Source organism: Streptomyces sp. NPDC088252 (assembly GCF_044740965.1).
Lineage (GTDB): Bacteria > Actinomycetota > Actinomycetes > Streptomycetales > Streptomycetaceae > Streptomyces.
On record NZ_JBIURS010000004.1, the window covers coordinates 1 to 26,059 of the forward strand.

General features: G+C 71.0%; 20 protein-coding genes and 1 pseudogene. 5 read left to right on the top strand and 16 right to left on the bottom strand.

All coding sequences use genetic code 11. From position 1 onward, the window contains the following. Positions 1-420 precede the first annotated feature (420 nt). Positions 421-1,428, bottom strand: a complete 1,008-nt coding sequence (locus tag ACIOHC_RS09645) for a stage II sporulation protein M (protein ID WP_401842204.1) — start codon at positions 1,426-1,428, stop codon at positions 421-423. 121 nt (positions 1,429-1,549) lie between these two features. Here ACIOHC_RS09645 and ACIOHC_RS09650 point away from each other — a divergent pair, with 121 nt between their 5' ends. Beyond that, the gene (locus ACIOHC_RS09650) at positions 1,550-2,536 is read left to right on the top strand and encodes an RDD family protein (RefSeq protein ID WP_401842207.1); all 987 of its coding nucleotides are present in this window, start codon (positions 1,550-1,552) and stop codon (positions 2,534-2,536) included. A gap of 239 nt (positions 2,537-2,775) precedes the next feature. Here ACIOHC_RS09650 and ACIOHC_RS09655 read toward each other — a convergent pair whose 3' ends face one another. The 9 genes and pseudogenes from ACIOHC_RS09655 to ACIOHC_RS09695 form a co-directional block, all read right to left on the bottom strand. After that, positions 2,776-3,387 carry a hypothetical protein gene (locus ACIOHC_RS09655; protein ID WP_351081052.1) on the bottom strand — a complete coding sequence of 204 codons (612 nt, stop codon included), beginning with the start codon at positions 3,385-3,387 and terminating at the stop codon, positions 2,776-2,778. Positions 3,388-3,548: 161 nt separating this feature from the next. After that, the gene (gene ahcY, locus ACIOHC_RS09660; protein WP_351081050.1) at positions 3,549-5,006 is read right to left on the bottom strand and encodes an adenosylhomocysteinase; all 1,458 of its coding nucleotides are present in this window, start codon (positions 5,004-5,006) and stop codon (positions 3,549-3,551) included. A 287-nt stretch (positions 5,007-5,293) separates the two neighbouring features. Further along, entirely contained in the window at positions 5,294-6,304 is a 1,011-nt protein-coding gene (locus ACIOHC_RS09665) for a cation diffusion facilitator family transporter (protein WP_401842211.1), read from the bottom strand. 87 nt (positions 6,305-6,391) lie between these two features. Further along, positions 6,392-7,573 carry a mannose-6-phosphate isomerase, class I gene (gene manA / locus ACIOHC_RS09670; protein ID WP_351081046.1) on the bottom strand — a complete coding sequence of 394 codons (1,182 nt, stop codon included), beginning with the start codon at positions 7,571-7,573 and terminating at the stop codon, positions 6,392-6,394. A 101-nt stretch (positions 7,574-7,674) separates the two neighbouring features. Next, entirely contained in the window at positions 7,675-8,811 is a 1,137-nt protein-coding gene (locus tag ACIOHC_RS09675) for an SIS domain-containing protein (protein WP_351081044.1), read from the bottom strand. 56 nt (positions 8,812-8,867) lie between these two features. Beyond that, entirely contained in the window at positions 8,868-9,050 is a 183-nt protein-coding gene (locus ACIOHC_RS09680) for a Trm112 family protein (RefSeq protein ID WP_328894320.1), read from the bottom strand. 259 nt (positions 9,051-9,309) lie between these two features. After that, positions 9,310-10,683 carry a phosphomannomutase/phosphoglucomutase gene (locus ACIOHC_RS09685; RefSeq protein WP_351081041.1) on the bottom strand — a complete coding sequence of 458 codons (1,374 nt, stop codon included), beginning with the start codon at positions 10,681-10,683 and terminating at the stop codon, positions 9,310-9,312. A gap of 161 nt (positions 10,684-10,844) precedes the next feature. Next, positions 10,845-11,143 (bottom strand): annotated as a pseudogene (locus ACIOHC_RS09690) (L-lactate permease); the annotation flags it as partial. A gap of 81 nt (positions 11,144-11,224) precedes the next feature. Beyond that, positions 11,225-11,602: a DUF3499 domain-containing protein gene (locus ACIOHC_RS09695; RefSeq protein WP_351081039.1), complete on the bottom strand. Its 378-nt coding sequence runs from the start codon at positions 11,600-11,602 to the stop codon at positions 11,225-11,227. Between the two features lie 322 nt (positions 11,603-11,924). Here ACIOHC_RS09695 and ACIOHC_RS09700 point away from each other — a divergent pair, with 322 nt between their 5' ends. Next, on the top strand, positions 11,925-12,353 hold the full coding sequence (locus ACIOHC_RS09700) for a metallopeptidase family protein (protein ID WP_351081037.1): 429 nt from the start codon (positions 11,925-11,927) through the stop codon (positions 12,351-12,353). Positions 12,354-12,399: 46 nt separating this feature from the next. On the opposite strand, the gene ACIOHC_RS09705 is transcribed toward ACIOHC_RS09700, so the two are convergent. The 3 genes from ACIOHC_RS09705 to ACIOHC_RS09715 form a co-directional block, all read right to left on the bottom strand. Then, positions 12,400-13,926: a DUF5719 family protein gene (locus ACIOHC_RS09705; RefSeq protein ID WP_401842216.1), complete on the bottom strand. Its 1,527-nt coding sequence runs from the start codon at positions 13,924-13,926 to the stop codon at positions 12,400-12,402. Next, positions 13,923-17,750, bottom strand: coding sequence for a glycosyltransferase (locus tag ACIOHC_RS09710; protein WP_401842218.1), 3,828 nt, complete (start codon positions 17,748-17,750; stop codon positions 13,923-13,925). The genes ACIOHC_RS09705 and ACIOHC_RS09710 overlap by 4 nt, the downstream gene beginning before the upstream one ends. 456 nt (positions 17,751-18,206) lie before the next feature. Continuing rightward, on the bottom strand, positions 18,207-18,470 hold the full coding sequence (locus ACIOHC_RS09715; RefSeq protein WP_030927001.1) for a WhiB family transcriptional regulator: 264 nt from the start codon (positions 18,468-18,470) through the stop codon (positions 18,207-18,209). Positions 18,471-19,172: 702 nt separating this feature from the next. On the opposite strand from ACIOHC_RS09715, the gene ACIOHC_RS09720 reads away from it, so the two are divergent. From ACIOHC_RS09720 to ACIOHC_RS09730, 3 genes are all read left to right on the top strand, one after another. Beyond that, positions 19,173-19,712 (top strand): cysteine dioxygenase family protein, encoded by a 540-nt coding sequence (locus tag ACIOHC_RS09720; protein ID WP_351081031.1) that lies wholly within the window; start codon positions 19,173-19,175, stop codon positions 19,710-19,712. A 169-nt stretch (positions 19,713-19,881) separates the two neighbouring features. Continuing rightward, positions 19,882-20,838: a 2-phospho-L-lactate transferase gene (gene cofD / locus ACIOHC_RS09725; protein ID WP_351081029.1), complete on the top strand. Its 957-nt coding sequence runs from the start codon at positions 19,882-19,884 to the stop codon at positions 20,836-20,838. Beyond that, positions 20,835-22,163, top strand: coding sequence for a coenzyme F420-0:L-glutamate ligase (locus ACIOHC_RS09730; protein ID WP_389636642.1), 1,329 nt, complete (start codon positions 20,835-20,837; stop codon positions 22,161-22,163). Before cofD ends, ACIOHC_RS09730 begins: the two co-directional genes overlap by 4 nt. Before the next feature lie 36 nt (positions 22,164-22,199). Here ACIOHC_RS09730 and ACIOHC_RS09735 read toward each other — a convergent pair whose 3' ends face one another. The 3 genes from ACIOHC_RS09735 to ACIOHC_RS09745 form a co-directional block, all read right to left on the bottom strand. Continuing rightward, entirely contained in the window at positions 22,200-23,198 is a 999-nt protein-coding gene (locus ACIOHC_RS09735; protein WP_351081025.1) for a DNA-3-methyladenine glycosylase 2 family protein, read from the bottom strand. Positions 23,199-23,374: 176 nt separating this feature from the next. After that, positions 23,375-24,466, bottom strand: a complete 1,092-nt coding sequence (locus ACIOHC_RS09740; RefSeq protein ID WP_401842221.1) for a sugar phosphate nucleotidyltransferase — start codon at positions 24,464-24,466, stop codon at positions 23,375-23,377. A 133-nt stretch (positions 24,467-24,599) separates the two neighbouring features. Next, positions 24,600-25,940 carry an N-acetylmuramoyl-L-alanine amidase gene (locus tag ACIOHC_RS09745; protein ID WP_351081021.1) on the bottom strand — a complete coding sequence of 447 codons (1,341 nt, stop codon included), beginning with the start codon at positions 25,938-25,940 and terminating at the stop codon, positions 24,600-24,602. Between the last annotated feature and the right edge of the window lie 119 nt (positions 25,941-26,059).

Below are 26,059 nucleotides of genomic sequence, written 5' to 3' on the forward strand. Positions count from 1 at the left end.
GTCTTGCGTTTCCGACTCTATCAGACTCTTTCGTGTCCGATTCCCGGTCGAAGCGGGGCCGCTTTCCAGTTCCACGCTTTCGCGTTTCCCTTTCCAGCGATTCCAACCTTACCAGACTCTTTTCTCACCGTTTCCGGTTCGAATATGAATTCCGGCGGCCAATTGGAACGGCCTTGCCTTTCGGCTGACTCGACTTTATCAGAAACATTCAGTCGAACTGAATCGACTGTGTGATTCGGAATGAGAGAATCAATGGCTCTGCGGAAATGTATTTCCGGTGAGAGCGAGCTAGACGTTAACCGTTGGGATCGGACCTGTCCAGTCCGACGCAACCGTTAAAATCTACCTCCCCAGGTCCACCGTGTCAACGGTCTCTTGGGGCGGAGAGGAGACTAGCAGGTCAGCGGGGTCGTACGCACATCAGGCGGCGACCGGGAGGTCGGCGCTACGTTCCGTGGGATCCAGGTCTCCCTGGTCTCCTGCTCGCGCGGCTCGGCCTCCCAGGATGTAGACGTACCCGAGGAAAGCCAGCTCGGCCGTGACGCCGAGGGCGATTCTCGCCCAGGTCGGAAGGCCGGAGGGAGTGACGAAGCCTTCGATGAGGCCCGAGACGAACAGGACCAGGGCGAGGCCGATGGCCATGCCCATCGCCGCTCTGCCCCGTTTGGCGAGGGCTGAGCGGCGACTCTGCGGGCCCGGGTCGATGACCGTCCAGCCGAGGCGCAGGCCCGTACCCGCTGCGACAAAGACAGCGGTGAGTTCGAGCAGGCCGTGCGGGAGGATCAGCCCCAGGAATGTGTCGAGCCGGCCGGCCGAGGACATCAGACCGATGCCGACCCCGAGGTTGAGCACATTGACGAAGAGGACCCAGATCACCGGGATGCCGAGGAACGCTCCCAGGACCAGGCACATGGCTGCGGCCTGGGCATTGTTCGTCCAAACCTGGGCGGCGAACGATGCGGCCGGGTGGCTGGAGTAATAGGTCTCGTACTCCCCGCCCGGACTCGTCAGGCGGCGGAGGTCGTCCGGTGCCGCGATGGCCGACTGGACTTCCGGATGCGTACCGATCCACCAGCCGATGACTGCGGCCAGCAAGGTCGAGAGCACAGCCGTGGGTATCCACCAGTGTCTGGATCGGTAGACGGCGGCGGGGAAACCACCGGTCAGGAAGCGTGTGGCGTCGTGCCAAGTGGCTCGGCGAGTACCTGTCACCGCGGACCGGGCACGGGCCACGAGCTGAGTGAGGCGCGCGGTGAGCATCGGATCCGGGGTACTGGACTGGAGAAGAGAAAGGTGCGTGACCGTGCGCTGATAAAGCTCGACGAGTTCATCTGCTTCCGCGCCGGTGAGTCGGCGCCCGCGGCGCAGGAGATGATCCAGGCGGTCCCACTCGGTGCGGTGGGCGGTCACGAAGACGTCGAGGTCCATGGTCGGCTGCTGCTCCAGGCATGGGTGCGTACGGGGTTCGTACTACGGCGGCGCGCTGCGGGTCAGCTTGGCAGACTGAGGCCCCGACGGGCAGGTAGGACCGGCTAAGGGTGGGGTGGCGATGAGTGAGCTCGTGACCGGGGACGCGGTCGTGCTGGGACTGCGGCCGGCCGAATTGCCGAGTCGGGCCCTGGCTCTGGCCATCGATCTTGCCCTGGTGGGAACGGCGTTCGTCCTCGTGTCGATCGGGCTGGCCATGGCGACAGCGAAGCTGGACGACGCGGCACTCGCGGCGATATCCGTCGCTTCCTTCCTGTTGGTGCTGGTGGGTGGGCCGATCGCGGTGGAGACGCTCAGCCATGGGCGTTCGCTGGGGAAGCTGGTGTGCGGGCTGCGGGTGGTCCGGGACGACGGCGGGCCGATCCGATTCCGGCATGCTCTGGTGCGCGGGGCCATGGGGGTCGTCGAGGTTCTGATGACGCTCGGGGTTGTCGCCTGTATCGCTTCGCTGGTGTCGGCGCGGGGACGGCGGCTCGGTGATGTGTTCGCGGGGACGCTCGTCGTACGTGAGCGGGTGCCGGCCGGACGGGCGGCTGCCGTGCCGCCTCCGCCGCCGTGGTTGGTCGGGCGGTTCGCGGGACTGGATCTGTCGGCGGTGCCGGACGATCTCTGGCTGGCGATACGGCAGTACCTGACGCGGATGCATCAGCTCGACGCGCGGGTGGGCTGGTCCATGGCGGAACGGCTGGCCGGGGAGTTGGCGACGCGGACCGGAGTTCCGGTGCCCGAGGGAGTGCCGGCCCGGGCGTATCTGGCGGCAGTGGTGAACGAACGCCAGGCGCGGGATGCGCGGCGGGTGTTCGCCGCTGGTCGAGGCAGTGCGGTGCAAGCGGGGTCCGGGCAGGCCGAGGGTGCGGACGCTGGTGCGGGCGGGCAGGCGGGGAGCGGGGCATTGAACGGTGGAGCTGTTGCTTCCCCGCTGGCGGAGCCCCTGCCGGTGGAGTCCCTGTCGGCTGCGGAGGTTGCCGGGGCATCCGCTCCCGTGGGGCCGGTGGTGGAGGAGCGCGGGGCTGCGCCCGCTGCGACGGGGTTCGCACCGCCTGCCTAAAGAGTGGTCCCGCAATCCGTGGTGGATCAGTGCGCGGCGTCGGATGCGGTGCATCGCAAGGCGGAGGGACGTCCGCATACTGGATGTATGCGGACGTCCCGACAACGCGGCGAGGTGCCGTGGCTGTGGTCGCGCGCCCGCCAGGGATTGCGGGACAGCCCTTGGGGTCTTTCGTTCTGGCATCAGGCCGGATCGGTGCGCCGGGGCACGCGAGCCCGGCGAGATCCGGACGGAAGACTTCAGCGCGGCGACGGTGGGGATTCCAGGTCTTCGAGCTCGATGCCGGGCGCCGAGAGGACCACGTCGCCGGCGATGTGGACGGTGTGCTGTTCGCCAGTGTCCAAGGCGCTGACCTGGTATTCGTCCACCGTCAGAAGGCCGTTGTCAGTGGCGTGCGCTTCACTGTTCACCAGAGCCCAGGACTGGTCGACGGTACGGGGGGCGAGGACCGGGTCCGTGAAGGCGACCAGGCGGACGCGGGTCGCGGGGGAAGTGGGGGTGAGGCGCAGCAGTCGTGCGGTCGCGATGAGGAACGCGGGGGATGTGCCGGTGAAGGCGTGGGCGCGCGCATTGCCTTCGGTGGCATGAGTACCGGTCGGGTCGGTGCGGACCCAGGTGACGCCTTCGAGGGCGGCGCCGCGGACCTGCCAGCTCGCGGCATGAAGTTCGAGGCGGATGGGGCGGCCCAGTGCATCGAGGGTGAGGTCGACGGAACCGAGGTGGTCGCCGGAAGGAGCGGTGGTCCGGGAGACGTAGCGCCAGCCGGAGGGGCCGGGGGCGCACTGGAAGTGTTCTTCGCCGAGGAGGGTGTGATCGTGGAGATCGTGGAGCGAATATCGGCCGCGGGGCATGGGGTCCTTCGAGGTTCCTCGGGCTGAGCGGGTGCGGTACGACGCAGGCCCCCGACACGGGGGTGCGGGGGCCTGCGCTCGTAGCTGCTGAGGCTGTTCCGTCTGTCAGCGGTCGGTCGTCACCGACCGGTGGTGACGTGCACGATCGCTGACGGGCGGGATCAGTAGCGGTAGTGGTCGGGCTTGTACGGGCCTTCGACCTCGACACCGATGTAGGCGGCCTGCTCGGGGCGGAGCGTCGTCAGCTTCACGCCGAGCGCGTCGAGGTGGAGACGGGCGACCTTCTCGTCCAGGTGCTTGGGCAGCACGTAGACGTCGGTCGGGTACTCCTCGGGCTTGGTGTACAGCTCGATCTGGGCCAGGGTCTGGTCCGCGAACGAGTTGGACATCACGAACGACGGGTGGCCGGTGGCGTTGCCCAGGTTCAGCAGGCGGCCCTCGGACAGCACGATGAGGACCTTGCCGTCGGGGAACGTCCAGGTGTGGACCTGCGGCTTGACCTCGTCCTTGACGATGCCGTCGATCTTCGCCAGGCCGGCCATGTCGATCTCGTTGTCGAAGTGACCGATGTTCCCGACGATGGCCTGGTGCTTCATCTTGGCCATGTCGGCGGCCATGATGATGTCCTTGTTGCCCGTGGTGGTGACGAAGATGTCGGCCTTGTCGACGACCTCGTCGAGCGTGGTCACCTGGTAGCCGTCCATCGCCGCCTGCAGCGCGCAGATCGGGTCGACCTCGGTGATGATCACGCGGGCACCCTGGCCGCGCAGGGACTCCGCGCAGCCCTTGCCCACGTCGCCGTAGCCGCAGACGACGGCGGTCTTGCCGCCGATGAGGACGTCGGTGGCGCGGTTGATGCCGTCGATCAGGGAGTGGCGGCAGCCGTACTTGTTGTCGAACTTGGACTTGGTGACGGCGTCATTGACGTTGATCGCCGGGAAGAGGAGGGTGCCGTCGCGGTGCATCTCGTAGAGCCGGTGCACACCGGTCGTGGTCTCTTCGGTGACACCGCGGATCTCGGACGCCAGCTGGGTCCACTTCTGCGGGGACTCACCGAGGGTGCGGTTCAGCAGGGTGAGGATGTGGCCGTACTCCTCGCTGTCCGCGGTCGACGGGTCCGGGGCCGCACCGGCCTTCTCGAACTCGACGCCCTTGTGGACGAGGAGCGTGGCGTCACCACCGTCGTCGAGGATCATGTTCGGGCCGCCCGTGGGCGTGTTCGGCCAGGTCAGTGCCTGCTCCGTGCACCACCAGTACTCTTCGAGCGTCTCGCCCTTCCAGGCGAAGACCGGGACGCCCGCGGGGGCGTCCGGGGTGCCGTTCGGGCCCACGGCGATGGCTGCGGCGGCGTGGTCCTGGGTGGAGAAGATGTTGCAGGAGGCCCAGCGGACCTCGGCGCCGAGGGCGACCAGGGTCTCGATCAGCACGGCCGTCTGCACGGTCATGTGCAGCGAACCGGTGATGCGCGCGCCGGCCAGCGGCTGCGCGGCGGCGTACTCCTTGCGGATCGACATCAGGCCGGGCATCTCGTGCTCGGCGAGGGTGATCTCCTTGCGACCGAACGCCGCGAGGGAGAGGTCGGCGACCTTGAAGTCCTGGCGATTGGCGACCGTTGTCATAACGGGCTGCTCCTCGTGATGGGTGTCGAGGTGGGCACGGCTGGCTCTGCGGCGCCGGACATACGAATGCCCGGGTGCTCGCAGCACAGTCCGTCGGAGGCCCTCTCTCCCTCGGCCGGTCCGCGCATACGGACCGATCGACCGCCATCAGCAGCGACGTCTGACACTGGCATCGAATCTACACCGATCGGCCCAGCCGCTCCCAGCCCGCCCGGACGGGCGGGGATGAGGAGCGGCGTACCGGGGCGGTCGAGAGGGGGTCGGACGATGTGCGTGCGTGGCTGCGTTCAGTGGCCGGAATGCGTCGGGGCGTCCGAGGGGCCGTCGGGAGTCGGCGAGGGAGATCCGCCCGGGGCCTTGCCGGGGTTGATGCCGGCCGCGGCGGCCGCCTCGCTGTAGATGTCCGGTTCCAGGTAGATGACCCGCGCGATCGGGACGGCTGCGCGGATACGGGTCTCGGCGGCGTTGATGGCGTTGGCCACTTCGGTGGCCGTGTCGTCGTGCTGCACCGCGATCTTGGCGGCGACCAGCAGCTCCTCCGGGCCGAGGTGGAGCGTACGCATGTGGATGATGCCGGTGACCGTGTCGCCGTCGACGACCGCGGCCTTGATCTTCTCGACCTGGTCGGCTCCGGCGGCCTCGCCGAGCAGCAGGGACTTCGTCTCGGCGGCGAGGACGATCGCGATGACGATCAGCAGGACGCCGATGCAGAGGGTGCCGATGCCGTCCCAGACGCCGTTGCCGGTCGCGAGGGCCAGGCCGACGCCCGCGAGGGCGAGCACCAGGCCGATCAGTGCGCCGAAGTCCTCCAGGAGCACGACGGGGAGTTCGGGGGCCTTCGCGCGGCGGATGAACTCCTTCCAGGAGAGAGATCCACGGGTCTCGTTGGACTCCTTGATGGCCGTGCGGAAGGAGAAGCCCTCGGCGATGACCGCGAAGACCAGTACGCCGACCGGCCAGTACCAGGCCTCGATCTCGTGGGGGTGCTTGATCTTCTCGTAGCCCTCGTACACCGCGAACATGCCACCGACCGAGAACAGCACGATGGAGACGAGGAAGGCATAGATGTAGCGCTCACGGCCGTAGCCGAAGGGGTGCTGGGGGGTCGCCTCGCGCTGGGCCTTCTTGCCGCCGAGCAGCAGCAGTCCCTGGTTGCCCGAGTCGGCGACCGAGTGGACGCTCTCCGCGAGCATCGACGACGAGCCACTGAACAGGAACGCCACGAATTTGGCCACTGCGATCGCGAGGTTGGCGCCGAGTGCCGCCACGATCGCCTTGGTTCCGCCTGACGCACTCATGGGTGCCTGGTGTCCCTTCTTCGGTGCTGCGGCCCTGGCGCCGCGGTACGGCCGGACATTGTTGCAGCCGTTGGTGCGGACGGTACGTCAGACCACCACGGTCGCGCGGAACAGGGTTCCCGTACCGGACACTTCGACCTTCTCGCCGGAGGGAACGAACACCGAGGCGCCGGGGGTGAGACCGAGCGTGCCCGCCTTCGGGGCGCCCGCGGTGCAGAGCAGGATCTGCGGGGCGCCCCTGGTCAGTTCGACGGGGTCCGCGCCGGGCGACAGGTCGAAGCGCGAGAGCCGGAATTCGTCCACGGGCGTCTCGTACAGTTCCTCGCCGGACGGGGACGCCTCGGGGCGCAGGACACCGGGGTCGGTCGCCTCGAAGCGGACGATGCGCAGCAGTTCGGGGACGTCGATGTGTTTGGGCGTGAGTCCGCAGCGCAGCACGTTGTCCGAGTTGGCCATGATCTCGACTCCGAGGCCGTCCAGATAGGCGTGCGGCACACCGGCTCCGAGGAAGAGTGCTTCGCCGGGCTGGAGTTCCACGTAATTCAGCAGCATCGCCGCGAGGACACCGGGATCGCCGGGGAAGTGGTGGGCGATCCGCGCGTACGGGGCGTGGGCTCCGCCGAGACGTTCGGCGGCAGCGGCTGCCCGGTTCACCGTTTCGGCCATGTCCATCGGGTCGGCGCTGAGGATCGCGGTGAGGACCTCGCGCAGGGCCGCCTCTTCGGGATGGGCGCCGAGGAGGTCGACGTAGGGCTTGAGGGAGTCGATGCCGAGTGCCGCCATCGCCTCGGCCGCCTCGGTGGGCCTGCGGAAGCCGCACAGGCCGGCGAAGGGGGTGAGCGCGCAGATCAGCTCGGGCTTGTGGTTGGCGTCCTTGTACGTGCGGTGGGGTGCGTCGATCGGGACGGATCGGCGCTCCTCGTCCTCGTAGCCCCGCCCGGCCTGTGCGAGGTCGGGGTGGACCTGGAGGGAGAGGGGGGCACCGGCGGCGAGCAGTTTGAGGAGGAAGGGCAGGCGGGGGCCGAATTTCTCGACGGTGGCCCGGCCCAGTTCGCGCTCGGGGTCTGCGGCGATGACCTCGGTGAGGGCCTGTTCGTGGCCCGCCTCTCCGGTTCCGGTCATGCGGGTGAGGCGGGAGGGGGCTCCGGGGTGGGCGCCCATCCACATCTCGGCCTGGGGTTCCCCGGTGGGGGCGATGCCGAGCAGCTCGGGGATGGCGGTGGTGGAGCCCCAGGCATAAGGGCGCACGGTGTTGGAGAGCCGGTCCATGGGTTCGTCCTTGTGAGATGCGTGGATCGAGGTGGTGGAGGTGGCTTGGCGGGGCGGCGCGGGCGCAGTTGTGGTGTGCGGTGCGGGACCGGTTCGGGTCTTCAGGCGCGGGCTGCCGACGCGAGTGCCAGGTAGACGGCCGCGAAGTCGGTGACCGCGAGGAGTTCGGCCAGGGCTTCGAGCTCGGTGCCCTCGTCCGGTTCGAGCTCGCTGATCGCCGTGTCGTGGCCGAGGGCCAGTTCGCGGGCGGCGGGGCCGGCGCTCAGCCCGCCGGTGGGACGGTCGCGGAGCAGTACGACGCGGGCGTGCAGCGGCTCCGGCTCCTCGACCCGGTCGCGGAAGAAGTCGTCGGGGTCGGCGCCGGCGGCGAAGGTGCCCGCCAGCAGCGCGCCGTGGGCGGGGAGTGCCTCGGGGAGTTCGGCGGCGAGGGCCGGTCGGCCGGACAGCTCGGCCAGGACCGCGGCGAATCTGCGGCCGACCGGGGCCGCCGCGTCGCCCTCCGTCCAGATGAGGGGCAGGCTGTCGGCGAGTTCGGCGGCGAGGGTCTTGGCCGGGTTGCTGTCCGTGACGATGGTCGGACCGCAGCGTTCCGCGGTGCGGTCCAGGCGGTCGGCGACACTCTGCAGTGCCTCGGCGGACGCGGTGACCAGGCCCACCCGGTCGAGCAGCGCGAGCAATGGGGTGAACAGGGCCCAGAGCGTGCCGGGTCCCGCCGCGGACGTCTCGGCGTCGTACTCGCCGTACGGGGCGGTGGCCATCGGTACGAGGAGTCCGTGCGCCCCGTCGATCGCCTCGCGCAAGGGTGACTGGCGGGGGGCGACGGCGACGACGCTGCAGCCGCGGCGGTACGCCTGTTCGGCGAGGAGGGAGAGGCCGGGTTCGGAACCTTCGGCCGTGACGATCAGCAGCAGGTCCACGGAGCCGGCCCAGCCGGGAAGCGTCCAGCGCAGCGCGCCCGCGGCAGGGGCGACCCCGGTGGGGTGGATGCGGGTGACGGGCGCGGAGGCTCCTGCCAGGGCGGTGATCAGGTCGGCCACGCCGGACGCGGCGGTGCCGGAGCCCGCGATGAGTACGGCGCGGGGGCGGCCTTCCGGGTTCAGCGCGCCGATCCCGGCCTCCGCCGCGTGCCGGGCGGCGGTGCGGACCCGGGCCCCGGCCTCGGCGGCACCTCGGAGCAGGCCGCGGCGGTCGGCTCGGGCCAGCGATTCCGGGGCGTCGAGCAGCGACTCGTCGAACATGGAGACGGTCCTCCGATCACATGCTGATCACCGTGCGGGTTCGGGCACGGATGCCGTTACGCGGGGCGGCGGGCCTCGTCGACGAGGAGGACGGGGATGCCGTCCCGTACCGGGTAGGCCAGACCGCAGTCCTTGCCGGTGCAGATCAGCTCGGGGCTGTCGGCTGCCGACCGGTCGTCGAGCGGAGAGTGACAGGCCGGGCAGGCGAGGATCTCCAGAAGGCCGGCTTCGAGCGGCATGGGGTGAGTCCCTTCAAGCATTCGAACAAGCGGTTCGGGTTCACGCGGATCAGGCGACGTCAGCCTACCGCCGGGGTTCGGGGGGCGCGGGCCGGGGCGGGGCGGGGGTCGAGGAGCGCGGGGGCCGGGTGCGGGCTCGGCCGGGCGGAGGTCGCGGGGCGGGCCGATCGGCACCGCTCAGCAGGCCGGAATCGCTCGACCGGGCCGAACCCCCCGGCCCTCGGACTCTCGCGACAGTGCCCGTCCGCCCGGTCCCGCCCTACGCGGCCCGTGCCCGGACCAGGGCCAGAACCTCGTCCCGTACCGCCGTCATCGTCCGCTCGTCGCGGGCCTCGACGTTCAGGCGGAGCAGGGGTTCCGTGTTGGAGGCCCGCAGGTTGAACCACCAGTCCGGGCCCAGGACCGTCAGGCCGTCCAGGTCGTCGGTGCTCACACCGTCGCGGGGTGCGAAGGATTCGCGTACCGCCGCCGTGCGGCCAGGCTGGTCGGCGACCGTGGAGTTGATCTCGCCGGACCCGGTGTAGCGGTCGTACTGGGCGACCAGTTCCGACAGGGTGCCGTTCTGGCCCCCGAGCGCGGCCAGGACGTGGAGCGCGGCGAGCATCCCCGTATCGGCGTTCCAGAAGTCGCGGAAGTAGTAGTGCGCGGAGTGCTCGCCGCCGAAGATCGCGCCGTGCTCGGCCATCTCCGCCTTGATGAAGGAGTGGCCCACGCGGGTGCGGACCGGCGTTCCGCCGTTCTCGCGGACGACCTCGGGGACGGAGAGCGAGGTGATCAGGTTGTGGATGACGGTGCCGCTGCCGCCGTTGCGGGCGAGTTCGCGGGCCGCGACCAGGGCCGTGATCGCGGACGGGGAGACGCCCGCGCCCCGCTCGTCGACGACGAAGCAGCGGTCGGCGTCGCCGTCGAAGGCGAGGCCCAGGTCCGCACCCTCGGCCACGACCCGGGCCTGGAGGTCGACGAGGTTCTTCGGGTCGAGAGGGTTGGCCTCATGGTTGGGGAACGTGCCGTCGAGCTCGAAGTACATCGGTACGAGGTCCACGGGAAGGTCGGCGAAGACGGTGGGGACGGTGTGGCCGCCCATGCCGTTGCCCGCGTCGACGACCACCTTCAGCGGGCGGATCGACGCGAGGTCGACCAGCGACAGCAGGTGTGCGGCGTAGTCGGGAAGCGTCTCGCGTTCGGTGAGGGTGCCCGGGGCGACGGCAGGCTGCGGCACGCCGGTCTCGGACCATTTCTCGACCAGGGCGCGGATCTCGGCGAGCCCGGTGTCCTGGCCCACGGGTGCGGCGCCGGCCCGGCAGAACTTGATGCCGTTGTACCGCGCCGGATTGTGTGAGGCGGTGAACATGGCGCCGGGGAGGCCGAGGCTGCCCGAGGCGAAGTACAGCTGGTCGGTCGAGCAGAGGCCGATCATGGTGACGTCCGCGCCGCGCGCCGCCGCGCCGCGCGCGAAGGCTGCCGCGAGGCCGGGCGACGAGGGCCGCATGTCGTGGCCGATCACGATCGCGTCGGCGTCCGTCACCTCGACGAACGCGGCCCCGAAATGCTCGGCCAGCGACTCGTCCCACTGGTCGGGCACCACTCCGCGCACGTCGTACGCCTTCACGATCTGCGACAGATCAGCAGCCACGGGCCGGTCCTCCTGAGATTTCTTCGGACCGCCCAAACTACCCGGCGGCCGATCGGGCGGGCCGTGAGGTCCTGCGGCTGCACCGCTGCCCGGTTCTGCCCACCGTGCCGGAAGGCCGGTTTTGCCGCTCGGTCGTCCGGCGGCCGGCGGGACAGCCCTCGGGGCAGCATCCGTCCCAGCACTATCGTGCTCTGTTTCAGGACGATCAGACACATCACAAGCAGTAGTCCCAGGCCCCACGGCAGCACCTTGCGCAACAGGTGTCCCTCGCGTCCGGCCCGGCCGTCCGACGCGCAGGCGATCGTCAGGTTCCGCGGGGAGATCATCTTGCCGAGCACCCCGCCGGAACTGTTCACCGCGGCGAGCAACTGCGGCACAGGCGCGGTTCACGTGCCGCCGAGACCTGGAGCACGCCGAAGAGGGCGTTCTCGGAGGTGTCGGAGCCGGAGCCCGCACCGCCGACCGGTCTGCCCGTCGGGTCGGCGACATCGAGGAACGGTCAGTCGAACACACGTGTGAGGCGTGCCGCGGCACGCCTCACTCAGGAGTCCGGTGAGCGCAGCACCCGCAGATGGCCGCGGCGCGCCACCTCCATAGGATCCGCGGCCTGCGGGCCGTCGCCCCTGCCGTCGGGACCGCGGTCGTGCGGCCGCGCCGCTTCCCGTACGGCGTTGGCGAGCGCTTCGAGGTCGTCGCCGCTGGGGCGCGTGGGGGCGGAGGGGTCGGAGAGCCTGACGACTTCCCAGCCGCGTGGTGCGGTCAGCCGCTCACTGTGCTCGGCACAGAGGTCGTAGCAGTGGGGCTCGGCGTAGGTGGCGAGCGGGCCGAGGACCGCAGTCGAGTCGGCATAGACGTACGTCAGTGTCGCGACGGCAGGGCGGCCGCACGCGGTGCGCGAACAGCGACGTACAGGGCTCACGATGTTGGACGGTACCGCACTCTTGAGCGGGCTGCGACGACTCTCCCTCAGCTCACCCCTCCGTGTCGCCCTGTCACCTCCGGCACGAGCGTCTTCCGGACACTCCTCCTGACCTGCGACGGAACACAGAACCGCAGGTCATACGGGCAACGATTCCGGTCACCACTCGGCACAAAAGCTGTCATTCAGCAGGAGATCAACGGTCAGGAGCTGGGCTGGAAACGAGCTCCTGGTTGGCCGGATTGTTCAGGATTGGACAGGCCGACGCTCCGTCAGGGAGCGGCGGTCCGGCCGCCCCGTACAGGGTTACCCTGCGTCAGTGATGGACAGTCCCGTACCGCCCCACCCGTCCGAGCCGCGCCCGCGTCGACGTGACCGCCATGGCCGCGGCATGCGCGGGCCCGTCGCCCCGCCCCAGGTGCCGCTCTCGGTCAGTCGGGCGGAGAACTTCCGTGATCTCGTGCAGGACTCGGTGGAGCGGCTGGAGCGGCGCTGGCCGCAGCTGGCCGATGTCGACTTCATGGTGCTCGATGTGCCGGGGACGCAGGAGGAGACCGTGCCCCTGGGGCGCGCGGTCTCCGCGGAGAAGGGCCGGCCCGCGCAGATCGTCGTCTACCGGCGGCCCGTCGAGATCCGTACCAAGAGTCGCGACGAGCGCGCCCTGCTGGTGCACGAGGTCGTGGTGGAACAGGTCGCGGAGCTGCTCGGGCTCTCACCTGAGTCGGTGGATCCGCGGTACGGGCAGGAGTAGGACCGGCCGTCCGGGCAGGACGACCGGTTCCACCGGGGCCGTCCGCTCAGTCGTCCAGGACGGCCAGGTCCTGGACGGCCGCGGGCACCTCCACCGTTCCTCCGTCGTCCGGCAGGGTCTGCACGGTGAACATCTGGACGCCGTTCAGCGGAATGCTCAGTGTGCGCGCGGCGTAGACCGGGCCGCCCGACTCCGTGCGGACCGTCAGCGCGTAGCCGCCCTTGAGCCCGGACGGTACGGGCGGGGTGATCGCGAGCGTCGTACGGCCCTTGACCGTGTACGTCTTGACGACCTGCTCGCCGCCCTCGCTGCCCGCGGAGGCGGTGACCTTCACGGTGGCGGTGGCGCCCGGTGCGGTGAGCGAGAGCGTGGACCCCTCGGCACGGTTGTCGGCCACGGTCGCCTGGGCACCCACCGGGGCGGTCGCCGGGATGTAACCGACCTCCTGCCCCGAGCCCTTGCCGCGGACCACGCGCAGTGCGGCCACCACCGGGGTGCTCTTGTTGCTCCGGGCCGGCGTCAGCAGCAGGGAGCCGGGCTCGCCCTTGGTGATGTCCTTCAGGTCGATGCCCGCGGTCATCCTCGACTTGACGTGGAGGTCCTCGTGCCCGACCGGGGAGATCGCGCCGTTCTTGCCGAGCAGTTTCACGTTCAGATCGGCGTCGTCGTCGCTGGGTGCGAAGGCCACCAGGCGGACCGAGGTGGCGTCCGCGGGGATGCCGGGGAACACCAGCGTGCCCGACGGGTCGGCGGAGGCGGCCAGCCAGTCGCTGCCGGTTCCATCGTCCGCGGTCCTGATGACCGCGCCGACGCGTCCGGTACGGGTGGTGACGTGGACGGTCACGTCCTCGGCCACCTCGCTGGTCAGTGTGGAGATCAGGACCGGGACGCTGGACCGGGCGGGCACCGTGATTCCCTCGCCCACGTCGGACTTGAGACTGCCGTCCGGACCGTACAGCTCGATGTCGGCGACGGCCGCCGTGTCGTCGGGGTTGGTGAGGTGGACGTAGTCCTCGCGGGACTTCGCGGTGCTCGCGGCCGGGAACCAGAAGTCGGTGTCGGGCCCGGTGCAGCTGACACCGAGCAGACCGCGGCCGCCGCCCGCCTCCACGGTGGTGGTCTGCTGAGCGGTCCAGCCGGGGGCCAGACGGCCGGTGGCGGTACCGACCAACGCGGGGGTGTCGGCACCGGACGCGTCGGCGGTGGCGGGTTTGCCGGGTTCCTTGAGGGAGACGACCGGCTTTCCGGCATCCGTCGTCTTCTTGTCCTTCTTGCCCTTGCTCCCGCCCTTGCCCATGGCGTCCTCGGCCGTGGTGGCCGCGGACTGCTTCAGTTCGGCCGTACCGGCTTCACCGCCACCGCCGCCCGCCGGGGTGAAGGACGTGTACGTCGTCTCCGCGAGGTCCGAGAGACCGGGCGCCGGGCAGAGCAGGCTGGATCGCTCGACGGGCAGCCGGGTGGCGGTCTTCGCCTCCGTCGTGCCCCCGTCGCCGGGCGCGGTGGCCGCGGCGAATCCGGTGACGGCGGCGAGGGCGACGATGCCCGCGATGAGGGACAGGCTGGTGGACTTCACTCGGACTCGCCTCGCGATGCGTTACCGGTCGGCCACGGGTGCTGGCCCGGGGCGTTCCCGTCGGGGTTCTGCGGGTCGTACTGGCTCTGCCCGCCGTAATGGGCCTGGGGGTCGTACGGGGCCTGCGGATCGTACTGCTGGTCCTGCGCGACGTACGGGACCTGCGGGTCGTACGACTGCTGCTGTTGCTGTTGTGCGTAGCCGTACGGGTCGTAGGCCTGCTGCTGGTACGGGTCGGCGGTCGCGGGGTGGTCCTGCTGCGTGCCGTACTGGCCGTCCTGGTACTGCTGCCCGCCCTGGTACTGCTGGTAGTCGCCGCCCTGGTACTGCTGCGCGTCCCATTCGCCGTACTGCTGCTGCGGCACCGCCGCGTACTGGCCGCTGTCGGACTGTGCGGCGTAGGCGTCCTGGCCGTCGGTCTGCTGCGGCTGCGGCTCGGCCGTCTGCTGTGCGGGAATGTGCTCACCCGCCTGCTCCGCCGGGGCGTACTCCCCCGCCGTCCCGGGTGCCTCCTCGGCATGTCCGTCCCCGGCCGGTTCCGGCGCGGCCTCGGCCTCGGCCTGGGCCGCCGCCCGGAGCCTGCGCGCCCGGCGCCCCTCGCCCGCGACCGACTCCGCCGGAACCGTCATGGCCTCCTCCGGCAGGTCGTCGTCGATCTCCCGGCGGCGGCCCGGCAGGGCGAGGACCAGCAGGACCACGGCCAGCGCGGTCTGGGCCCAGACCCAGGCGGTGTGGGTGAACGGCGCGTTGTAGGTGAGGTCCAGCGTGCCGCCCTCGGTGGGAAGCTCGAAGCCCTGGGCCCAGCCGTCGACGGTCTTCCGGGTCAGGGCCCGTCCGTCGAGCGTCGCCTCCCAGCCGGGGTCGGCGGCGTCGGCGATCCGCAGCACCCGGCCGGAGCCGCCTGCCGGGATCCTGGCGTGCGCCTCGACGGGGAGGGAGCCGACGGGCAACTGTTCGCCGTCGGTACCGGAGGGGACGATCATGATCCGGGCGACCTGCCGGTCGACCCGCCACAAGGCACTGCCGTCCAGCTGGCTGAGCCGGCTGAGACCCGGGGTGGCGTCGAGGACCCGGCTCATCTCCTTCGGAGCACCGTCCCGCACCAGTACGTAACGGATCGCGAAGCCGCTGAGCTGGCTGCCCTGGTCGGCACCGGAGCCCGCGACCAGATTGGCGACGACCTTGTCGAGGTGGCTGTTGCTGCCGCCCGCCTCGACCAGTTCGGCGTCGCCGAGCCGGGCACCGGAGCCGCGGACCAGGGTGTACGACACGCTGGCGGGCGAGGTGCCGCCGAGGACCAGGGTGCGCGGCTGGTCGCGCGTGGTGCTTTCCTCCGCGACGAAAGCGGGCACCTGCACCGGGTCACGGCGCTCCAGCGGGCCCGCGGCGCCGCCGATCATCCAGCCCGCGGCGGCCAGCACCGGGGCGAGGCCCGCGGCGACGGCGATCAGCGCGGCGACGGGCTGGCGCCAGCCGAAGCTGAGCTCGGCCACACGCACCCGGGCGCCGTCCGCGCCGACCAGCGCGGCGGCGATCAGTGCGAGGCCGTAGACGAGGGTGGCGGGGCCCGCCCAGCCCGAGCCGTTGGTGAGAGCGGCGAAGACCAGCCCCACCAGCGCGACGGCCCACGCGGTGCGTACCGCGAACTGCCGCTCCCCGCGCAGCAGCGCGGCCAGCGCGGCGAACACGATGCCGAGCAGCAGCACGCCGCCCGCGGCCTTGGGGCCGCCGGGGCTGATGCCGAGCAGGTCGAGGGCGGAGGCCGTGCCCGAACCGATGTCCAGGCCCGCCTCCTTCAGGAACGCGGACGGGCTGGTGAGGAGCGAGAGCGACCACGGCGCGAGAACCAGCAGCGGCGTGCCGATCGTCGCGAGGAAGCGGAGCCCGTACGCGGCGATGTCGTCGCGGCGCAGTGCGAGCACGCCGATGCCGAGGACCACGGCGAGCGGCCAGACGATGGGTGTGAAGGCCATCGTGAAGGTGAGGAGCAGGGTGTACGCCCAGGTGGCGCGCCAGCTGCCGCGGGCGTCGCCGTCGGCGCGCATACCGTGCGCGGAGACGGCGGCACGGGCGATCAGCGGCAGCAGGACGGCCAGTACGGCGGTGCCGAGACGGCCCGTCGCCAGGGCGCCGGTCGCCGCGGGCAGGAAGGCGTACGCGACGCTCGCCCAGGCCCGCAGCAGCCTCGATTCGAGCAGCGGCCGGGAGACGAAGTACGCGGTGAGTCCGGCGAGCGGGACCGAGCAGACCAGCAGCAGCGTGAGCGCGAAGCCGGTCGATCCGAGGAACAGCGCGGACAGCGCGGAGATCACGGCCAGGTAGGGCGGTGCGGTCTGGGTGCCGCCCGTGCCGATCGTGTGCCAGCCGTCCGCGTACTTGCCCCACAGGTCGGAGACGTCCGCGGGGGCCGGCAGCAGTGCACCGCCCGCGAGCGCCCCGCCGCCGAGCAGGCCACGACAGGCGACGAGCGACACGAGCAGCAGCACGGCGAAGAGCACCGGCCCCGGCTTGCGCCCGATCCGCTTCAGCCGCGCGAACTGCTCGATCTCCAGGAAGTCGGCGTCGTCACCGCCGGGACCGGACTCCACGGCGCCGTGCCGGGAGCCGCCCGAGTCGGCGTCGGAACCGCCGCCGAGGTTTCCGGCGACCTGCTCGACGGTGGCGCGGACGGTGGCGCCGGGCGGCGGGAAGAGTCCGCGCAGTTCGGCCTGGTCGACCGCGCCCTTGCCGCGACCGCGCCGGGCCGAGAGGATCCGTCCGGGGCGGAGGAGCGTGCCGAAGAGCCCGGCAACCTCGTCGACGGCCTGGCCGGGCACCTTGCCGACGAGATAGGCGAGGGTGCGCAGCAGCGTGCCGACGACGAGCCGGAGCAGCACCCAGGGCAGCACCTTGGCGCGTGCGTTGGCCAGCATCGTGTAGACGGCACCGGCCTTGTCGACGCGGTGCGGGGAGGCGACCGAGCGGCCCGCGCAGTCGATGGGGCGACGCTCCCGGGCGGACGCCTCGGCGTGCCTGAGAACGGCGTCGGGGGCGACGAGCACCCGGTGTCCCGCGGTGTGGGCGCGCCAGCACAGATCGACGTCGTCGCGCATCAGCGGGAGCCTGCGGTCGAACCCGCCGAGTTCTTCCCAGATGTCACGGCGGATCAGCATGCCCGCGGTGGAGACGGAGAGCACGGTGCGGACCTGGTCGTGCTGGCCCTGGTCCTGCTCGCGCCGGTCGAGTCCGGTCCAGCGGCGACCGCTGTTGGCGATGGAGACGCCGACTTCGAGCAGTTGCTTGCGGTCGTACCAGCCACGGAGTTTGGGGCCGACGATCGCGGCGTGCGGGTCGGTGTCGACGACGCGCAGCAGTTCAGCGAGGGCGTCGGGCTCCGGTGCACAGTCGTCGTGGAGCAGCCAGAGCCACTGCACGGGTTCGCCGTGGGGCAGTTCGGGCAGGTCGTACGCGTCATCGCGCCAGGTCCTGCTGACGGGGTCCCAGCTGCTGGGGCGCTTGAGGTACGGCAGGTCCTCGGGGGTGAGGACGCCTGCCGTGCGGGTCGCCTCGTCGACGGCGGTGCCGAAGCTCGTACGGCGCGCGAGGTGCAGGACGCGTTCGGCGCCGAGCGCCTCGGTGACCAGCCGCGCGGAATCGTCGGCGCTGCCGGTGTCGGCGGCGACGACGTTCTGTACGGGGCGTTCCTGCCCGAGCAGTCCCGCGAGCGCGTCGGGCAGCCAGCGTGCGCCGTCATGGGAGACGAGCACGGCGGTGACGACATGCCGGGGGAACTCTGGGGCGGCGGCAGCCGCGTACGGCGCCGTCGGTTGGCTGTGCACGGACATCGAGGTACGGGCCCTCCGGCCGGGTCCGGGGGGGCGTCCCCCCGGGGGCTGCATCGGTGTACACGCGCGCTCCGTCGGGGCGTTGGCGCGTCTCGGACGGAGCCCCACACTAACGGTACGGATAACCACGATGGCGCCGAGCGGTTGAACGGGGGCGACGACGAGGAGCGGCGGGCACGGCGATGGCCCGTCGTCTGCGGGCGGGGTGCAGGCGGCGGGCCACGGCCGGTCGGCGGTCCGGTACGCGTTCTCACGCGCGTCCGGCGAGTGGGTCGTGAAGATCCGGTGCGTGGCCCGGACCCTCCTTTGTTCTGTTGTCCTGCTGTCACGTGTTTCGTCAGTTCCGCTGTCACGACGGTTCACGGTCGTGGCGGTTCGCGGTCGTGGCGGTTCGCGGTGGTCCGCCTGTCGTGCCGGTTCGCGGTCGCGGTGGTCCGCTGGTCGAGTTGTTCGCGGTCAGACAGCGGCCTTCTTCAGGCGGCGCCGTTCACGCTCGGAAAGGCCACCCCAGATTCCGAACCGCTCGTCATTGGAAAGGGCGTACTCAAGGCATTCGGACCGGACTTCACAGGCGAGACAGACCTTCTTGGCCTCGCGGGTGGATCCGCCCTTCTCGGGGAAGAAGGACTCGGGATCGGTCTGGGCGCACAGTGCGCGCTCCTGCCAGCCGAGTTCCTCGTCCGCGTCCTCGACCAGCAGTTGCTGGAACAGCTCGGTCATGTGCGCCCCTCGTCTGTCTCTTGCGTCCCCGTGATGCAGCCGTTACTGATTGCGGCCGAACGACACGAGTGAAATTACAAGTGTGTAGCTCCAGGCCAGTCAAGCGAAGATCTGCTATTGACCCCGGTATTCACTCTGCGGAACCAAGGGTATGCGGAAAGTGTGCAAATCACCAAAAACCTGACATATGCCATGCGTCTCACCGCGCCCCCTCCTCTCGCCGAGTGAGACGACCGGGACCGTCTTCATGTTTCGATTCGATCACCGAAGCGACCGAGATCACAGTCAGGTCACGGGGCGTCAATGACGTTTACGGGCGCGGCTGATGCGCCACATCTCCGCCTCGATGACCAGACAAACCTTTCTCCTGGTTCAGTAACCGGATGAGGTGAAACATTACCCCCAAATCGGGCATCAAGTTGACAGCGAAGGATCGAGCCGGTCTCCTTGACTGCATGCCAGCGACCGCAGCGATGTACGCCACCCACGTCCGTGGGTTCCGCAGCGCTGTCCTGACCCGCTGTTGCTGTTCCAGCTGTCACAGCTGTTGATGCCCCAGGGCACCGGCTCTGATCCAGCTCCTCTCCGCCGAGCCCCTCGCAGAGCGTCTCCATAGACCTTTCTCTCTGCGCTTCCCCGGCTCTCCGGTCTCCGCGACACCCCGCACATGCACCCCCCCCATGCCGAGGAACCACCGCTTCCATGAACAGCGACAGCGACCTTCAGATCGCCGGCGACATCCTTGAGGTCCAGCACCTCCTCCAGCCGGCCCGCGAGCATCCCACCACCGTGGCCGAGTTCGTCGGACTCGCCCGCTCCATCGCCGCCGACCGCGCGCGGTGGGCGCCGCTCGTCCGCTACGACACCACCACCCGCTGGTACCACCGGCTGCGCGCCGTTCCCCAATCTCTCGGCTCCGCTCAAGCGGGGGAGACCCCACCCGGATACGAGATCTGGCTGCTCAGCTGGGTCCCCGGCCAGGGCACCGGCCGTCATGACCACGGCCCGTCCTCCGGTGTACTGACCGTCCTGGAAGGCCGGTTGACCGAGCACACCGAACGCGGCACGCGGACGCTGGAGCCCGGCGCCCAGCGCGTCTTCGCACCCGGCTACGTGCACGAAGTGGTCAACGACTCCCTCGAACCGGCCGTCAGTCTGCACATCTACTACCCGGGCCTGACCGAAATGCCGATGCACGCAGCGCAATGCGCCCAGACCGCCGTGGATGCCGTACTCGCCTGACAGTCCCACCCGTCGCCCGCCACCACCCCCACAAGGACCAGCCTTCGCCTGACAGTCCCACCCGCCGCCCGCCACCACCCCCACAAGGACCAGCCTTCGCCTGACAGTCCCACCCGCCGCCCGCCACCACCCCCACAAGGACCAGCCTTCGCCTGACAGACTGTTGGGCATGCGCATTGTGGTTCTGGCCGGCGGTATCGGTGGTGCTCGTTTTCTGCGTGGCCTCAAGCAGGCCGCGCCCGACGCGGACATCACGGTCATCGGCAACACCGGTGACGACATCCATCTGTTCGGGCTGAAGGTCTGCCCCGACCTCGACACCGTGATGTACACCCTCGGCGGTGGCATCAACGAGGAGCAGGGCTGGGGGCGTACGGACGAGAGCTTCCAGGTCAAGGCGGAGCTCGCCGCGTACGGTGTGGGACCCGAATGGTTCGGGCTCGGCGACCGTGACTTCGCGACGCACATCGTCCGCACCCAGATGCTGGGCGCGGGCTATCCGCTGAGCGCCGTCACCGAGGCGCTGTGCGCGCGTTGGAAGCCGGGAGTCCGGCTGCTGCCGATGTCCGACGACCGGGTCGAGACCCATGTCGCGGTCGACATCGACGGCGAACGCAGGGCGATCCACTTCCAGGAGTACTGGGTGAAGCTGCGCGCCTCGGTCGAGGCGCAGGCGATCGTGCCGGTCGGTGCCGAGCAGGCCAAGCCGGCGCCCGGCGTGCTGGAGGCCGTCGCCGAGGCCGACGTCATCCTCTTCCCGCCGTCCAACCCCGTCGTGTCGGTGGGGACCATCCTGGCCGTGCCCGGGATCCGGGAGGCGATCGCCGAGGCCGGGGTGCCGGTCGTCGGCCTCTCCCCCATCGTCGGGGACGCGCCCGTGCGCGGCATGGCGGACAAGGTGCTCGCCGCGGTGGGCGTCGAGTCGACGGCGTCGGCCGTGGCCCGGCACTACGGCTCCGGGCTGCTCGACGGGTGGCTCGTCGACACCGTGGACGCCGGGGCCGTCGACGAGGTGGAGGCCGCCGGCATCCGCTGCCGGGCGGTGCCGCTGATGATGACGGATGTCGACGCGACGGCGGAGATGGCCCGGCGCGCGCTGGCGCTGGCCGAGGAGGTACGGGCGTGAGCGCCGAGTCCTCCGGTTCCGCCCCGGCACCTTCCTACCGCGTCTGGGCACTGCCCGGGATTCCCGAGGTGCGGGCCGGGGACGACCTGGCGAAGCTGATCGCCGCGACCGGACCGGGGCTGGCCGACGGCGACGTCCTGCTGGTCACTTCGAAGATCGTCTCCAAGGCGGAGGGCCGGACCGTCGAGGCCACCGACCGGGAGGCGGTGATCGACGCCGAGACGGTACGGGTGGTGGCGCGGCGCGGCACGCTCCGGATCGTCGAGAACCGGCAGGGTCTGGTCATGGCCGCCGCCGGTGTCGACGCCTCGAACACCCCCGCCGGAACAGTGCTGTTGCTGCCCGAGGACCCGGACGGATCGGCGCGCGCGATCCGGGACGGGCTGCGGGACACCCTGGGCGTCGAGGTCGGAGTCGTCGTCACGGACACCTTCGGGCGCCCGTGGCGCAACGGGCTGACCGATGTCGCGATCGGCGCGGCCGGGATCCTGGTGCTGGACGATCTGCGCGGCGGTACGGACGCGTACGGCAATCCGCTCAGCGCGACGGTGGTCGCCACCGCCGATGAGCTGGCCTCGGCCGGTGACCTGGTCAAGGGCAAGGCCTCGGGACTGCCCGTCGCCGTGGTCCGGGGCCTCGGTCATGTCGTGGACCCGACGGATTCTGCGGGCGGGGCCCGCGCGATGGTGCGGGTCGCGGCCGACGACATGTTCCGGCTCGGCACGTCGGAGGCGGTACGGGAAGCGGTGACCCAGCGGCGGACGGTGCGCGAGTTCACCGACGAACCGGTGGATCCGGGGGCGGTGCGCCGGGCCGTGGCCGCAGCGGTGACGGCGCCCGCGCCGCATCACACGACGCCGTGGCGGTTCGTCCTGCTGGAGTCCGAGGAGTCGCGGACCCGGCTGCTCGACGCGATGCGGGAGGCGTGGATCGCGGATCTGCGCCGGGACGGCCGGAGCGAGGAGTCGGTCGCGAAGCGGGTGCGACGCGGCGACGTGCTGCGCCGGGCACCGTATCTGGTGGTGCCGTGCCTGGTGATGGACGGCTCCCACACGTACGGGGACACGCGGCGGGACACCGCGGAGCGCGAGATGTTCGTCGTCGCCGCGGGGGCCGGAATCCAGAACTTCCTGGTGGCGCTGGCGGGCGAGCGGCTCGGCTCGGCGTGGGTGTCGTCGACGATGTTCTGCCGCGAGGTGGTGCGCGAGGTGCTGCAACTGCCGGAGGCGTGGGATCCGCTGGGGTCGGTCGCGGTGGGGCGTCCGGCAGGCGCACCTGTCCCACGGGCCGGGCGGGACCCGGAGGGGTTCGTCACGGTGCGGTGAGGCGGGGGCGCAGACGCGGGCGGGGGCGTCTCCCCGTCACAGGCGGGCGATGTCGCCCCGGGTCATGCGTGGGGCCCGGCGGGGCGGGACGCGGCCCGAGAGCAGGATGAGTCGGGTCGCCCGGTGGCGCTGGCCCGCGTAGGGGGCGAGCAGGGCCAGCATCTCCTCGTCGTCGGCGTGCCGGTTGTCCGCCAGCGCGTGGCCGACGATGCCGGGGAGGTGGAGATCGCCGACCGTGACCGCGTCGGCCGCGCCGTTCGACCGCTGAAGGGTCTCGGCCGAGGTCCAGGGACCGATGCCGGGGATCAGTTCCAGGCGGGCCATGGCCTGAGGGAGTTCCATGGCCGACGCCTCCTCCAGGCGACGGGCCACCCGTACCGCGCGCAGGATCGTGGCCGAGCGTTTGGAGTCGACGCCCGCGCGGTGCCATTCCCAGGACGGGATCAGCGACCAGGTGCGGGCGTCCGGCATGACATGCAGGCCGAGAGCGGTGAACGCCGCGTGGTCCGTGGGGCCGGGTGCCGGGGTGCCGTGCCCATGGACCAGGTGGCGCCAGGCCCGGTACGCCTCGTCCGTGGTCACCTTCTGTTCGAGGATCGACGGGATCAGGGACTCCATGACCAGCCCGGTGCGCAGCAGGCGCAGGCCGGGGCGGCTGTGCCGGGTCAGGGCGAGCAGCCGGTGGCGTGGGCGGAAGGCGTCCGGGTCGTCCGTGGCGCCGAGCAGCGTGGGCAGCTGGTCCAGCAGCCAGGACGCGCCCGGTCCCCAGGCCGTCGCGTCGATCCGACCGCCCCGGGCCGTGACACGGAGGGTGCCGGGGCCGGCGGGGGTGCGGCAGGCCCGCCAGACCGCGCCGTCCCGGGTCATCCGGAACGTGGGGTCGGCGGGGCCTCGGCGCAGTGGCCCGAGGACCAGGCGCAGGTCGAGCGGGCCGGGCGGGGTCCAGTCGCGGGTCAGCGCGTCCGTCGCCGGAGCCGCCGCCTGGTGCGGGACGGCCGCGCGAGAGGCGCTGCGGGGTGCGAATCGTCCTGCCACGGTGAGGTCCTCGGTCGTCAGGGGTGCCTGTCGAGGGTAACGGCCTGGTGCACGACAGAGGGTGGATCATGGCGCCGGGAGCCCGCTCGCCATCGTGCACCAGGCCGTAACGGCTTCTCCTGGAAGGGGGCCGTGCACGGGCGGGTGCGCGGCGGTGTGCCGGACCGTTCGCCGCGCTACTCGTCGGACGAGAAGCGCACCGCCGCGTCCGGCAGGACCGCCCCGCACCAGACACGGATGCCGTCGCGGAGTTCGTTGTCGGCGCCGATCCGGGCCCCGTCCCCGATGACCGCGCCTTCCATCACCGTACGGCTGCCGATCCTGGCACCGGCTCCGACCAGCGAGTCCGTGATCACGGCCCCCGGTTCGACGACCGCTCCGGCCAGTACCGCCGAACCGTCGATCCGGGCCCCCGCACCGATCAGGGCGCCCTCGCCGATGACCGTGCCGCCGCTGAGTTTGGCGTCGGCCGCCACGGAGGCCGTCGGCAGGACGAGCCGCTCGCCGCAGCGGCCTGGGACGGCCGGGGACGGGGCGTGGCCCAGGACCAGGTCGGCGGAGCCGCGCACGAAGGCCTGCGGGGTGCCGAGGTCCAGCCAGTACGTGGAGTCGACCATGCCCTGGAGGTGCGCGCCGGAGGCCAGCAGTCCGGGAAAGGTCTCGCGCTCGACGGAGACTGGGCGGCCGGCCGGGATGGCGTCGATGATCCGGCGTCGGAAGATGTACGCCCCCGCGTTGATCTGGTCGGTGACGATCTCCTCGGGCGTCTCGGGCTTCTCCAGGAACGCGGTGACCCTGCCGTCGGCGTCCGTCGGTACGAGACCGAAGGCGCGCGGGTCCTCGACACGGGTGAGGTGGAGGGAGACATCCGCTCCGGAGGCGGTGTGCGAGGCGACCAGCGCCCGGATGTCGAGGCCCGTGAGGATGTCGCCGTTGAAGATGAGCACCGGTTCGTCGGGCCCCGAGCCGAGCCGGGAGGCGACGTTGCGTATCGCTCCGCCGGTGCCGAGCGGTTCGCGTTCGGTGACGTACTCGATGTGCAGGCCCAGCGCCGAACCGTCCCCGAAGTACGGCTCGAAGACCTCCGCCAGGTACGAGGTCGCGAGCACGACGTGCTCGACCCCGGCGGCTCGGGCACGCGCCAGCTGGTGGGTGAGGAACGGGACGCCCGCCGCCGGAACCATGGGCTTGGGGGTGTGGACCGTGAGCGGGCGCAGCCGCGTTCCCTTGCCGCCGACCAGGAGGATCGCTTCTCTTGCCTCTGTCACAGCGCTGACTCTGCTTCCTGGTGGGGCCCGGCCGGTTTCGGCTGGCCAGTGTATGCAGTCCGGTTCGCCACGGTTCGACCGTCCCCGGTCAGCGGCCCGCGGCGGCCCGCGGTGGTCTCTCGCGGTCATCCGGTCAGCGGCCCTGCAGACGGGCGGAACTGGTCCTGGCCGAGCCGAGCTTCTTGTAGAGACGCGCTCCGGGGCATTCGGTTGCGTAGCCGTCCCGATGGCCGGAGATGACGTTGAGTGTGGCCTTCGTGCCCTTCTTGAACTTGTTCCCGCCACCTGAGACGAGCGTCGTCCTGCCGCTCGGGTCGGCTCCGAACAGGCCGAGTTTCCAGGCGGTGAGCTTCGCGACGGCGTTCACCGCGGAGGCCGACGGGTTCGACCCGGTGAAGGTGCCGAGCACCGCGATGCCCATGGTGTTGGCGTTGAAGCCGAGCGTGTGCGCTCCCAGGACGGGCTTCGTCACGCCGCCCGCGCGTCCCTCGTAGATGTTTCCGCACTTGTCGACGGCGAAGTTGTAGCCGATGTCCCGCCAGCCGCTGCTCTTGACGTGGTAGCGGTAGATGCCGCGCAGGACGGCGGGTGCCTGGGAGCACGTGTAGTTGTTGCCCGTGGCGCTGTGGTGGATGAACGCGGCCTTGACGGTCTTGGTGTAGACGAAGGCGCGCTCCCTGAGCTTCTCGTCGGCGCCCCAGCCCTTGCGGGTGATGATGCGCGGCCGGGGTCCGATGTACGGCTGGGCGCCGGGGGCGAGCCCGGCCTCCGCCTCGCCGAGCGCCTCGGACTCCGCCTTGCTCAGGGCGGGGAGCACGCGTCCGTCGGGCACTGTGGTGCGCCCGTCCTCGCCGTCGCCGAGGGACTCGGGACCCGCCGCGGGGTCCTGCTGCGGGTCCTTGCCGGGGTCGACGAGTTCGAGGCGCAGACCGGTGGGCAGCGGTACGGCGGATTCGGTCCGGTCCTGCGGATCGGACGTCGCCGGGCGTACGCGGACCGAGACGCCGTCCGAGTCGCCGACCCAGAGCGGAGCGGTGGAGCCGCGGACGGTGCCGGATTCGCGCTCGGTGGTCCCGGGGTCGGCGCCGTGCTCGGCGTTGTGCGTCTCCAGGTCCTGCCAGTCGGACCAGCGGGTGGTGCCGAGGGCTCGGGTTCGGACCTGGACGGTGCCGTGGAGTTCGGCGTCCGGGTCGTCCCAGACGACGCCGACCAGGGAGAAGGGGCGGACGTCACGTTCGAGCAGCCCCTGTTCGGCGGCCGCGGTGGTCCGGGTGGGGTCGCCGGTGGATTCGTCGGACGGTGCCGGCAGGGGCGACAACGGCAGGGACTGCGTCGAGCCCGCGGTGTCGGAGGGCTCGGCGGACCCGGCGGGGGCGGTGAAGGTGTCCGGGGCGGCGCTCGCGGGCGCGGCCGACGGCAGTACGAGTACCGCCGCGCAAGTGACACCGATCGAGGATGCAAGGAAGGAACGCATACGAACGATCCTGGGCACATTCCGACAAGTCCCGCTACCGGTGTATCCCGGCACATTTGACGGGCCGTCTGCCGAACCGGTGTACCCGGTGCTCGTCGATCCTGCCCGGCCCGGCGCCG

Excerpts from the sequence above, each read along its gene's own strand:
- ACIOHC_RS09645 (WP_401842204.1), bottom strand. The coding sequence starts at position 1,428 with ATGGACCTCGACGTCTTCGTGACCGCCCACCGCACCGAGTGGGACCGC.
- ACIOHC_RS09650 (WP_401842207.1), top strand. The coding sequence starts at position 1,550 with ATGAGTGAGCTCGTGACCGGGGACGCGGTCGTGCTGGGACTGCGGCCG.
- ACIOHC_RS09655 (WP_351081052.1), bottom strand. The coding sequence starts at position 3,387 with ATGCCCCGCGGCCGATATTCGCTCCACGATCTCCACGATCACACCCTC.
- ahcY (WP_351081050.1), bottom strand. The coding sequence starts at position 5,006 with ATGACAACGGTCGCCAATCGCCAGGACTTCAAGGTCGCCGACCTCTCC.
- ACIOHC_RS09665 (WP_401842211.1), bottom strand. The coding sequence starts at position 6,304 with ATGAGTGCGTCAGGCGGAACCAAGGCGATCGTGGCGGCACTCGGCGCC.
- manA (WP_351081046.1), bottom strand. The coding sequence starts at position 7,573 with ATGGACCGGCTCTCCAACACCGTGCGCCCTTATGCCTGGGGCTCCACC.
- ACIOHC_RS09675 (WP_351081044.1), bottom strand. The coding sequence starts at position 8,811 with ATGTTCGACGAGTCGCTGCTCGACGCCCCGGAATCGCTGGCCCGAGCC.
- ACIOHC_RS09680 (WP_328894320.1), bottom strand. The coding sequence starts at position 9,050 with ATGCCGCTCGAAGCCGGCCTTCTGGAGATCCTCGCCTGCCCGGCCTGT.
- ACIOHC_RS09700 (WP_351081037.1), top strand. The coding sequence starts at position 11,925 with ATGGACAGTCCCGTACCGCCCCACCCGTCCGAGCCGCGCCCGCGTCGA.
- ACIOHC_RS09710 (WP_401842218.1), bottom strand. The coding sequence starts at position 17,750 with ATGTCCGTGCACAGCCAACCGACGGCGCCGTACGCGGCTGCCGCCGCC.
- ACIOHC_RS09715 (WP_030927001.1), bottom strand. The coding sequence starts at position 18,470 with ATGACCGAGCTGTTCCAGCAACTGCTGGTCGAGGACGCGGACGAGGAA.
- ACIOHC_RS09720 (WP_351081031.1), top strand. The coding sequence starts at position 19,173 with ATGAACAGCGACAGCGACCTTCAGATCGCCGGCGACATCCTTGAGGTC.
- cofD (WP_351081029.1), top strand. The coding sequence starts at position 19,882 with ATGCGCATTGTGGTTCTGGCCGGCGGTATCGGTGGTGCTCGTTTTCTG.
- ACIOHC_RS09745 (WP_351081021.1), bottom strand. The coding sequence starts at position 25,940 with ATGCGTTCCTTCCTTGCATCCTCGATCGGTGTCACTTGCGCGGCGGTA.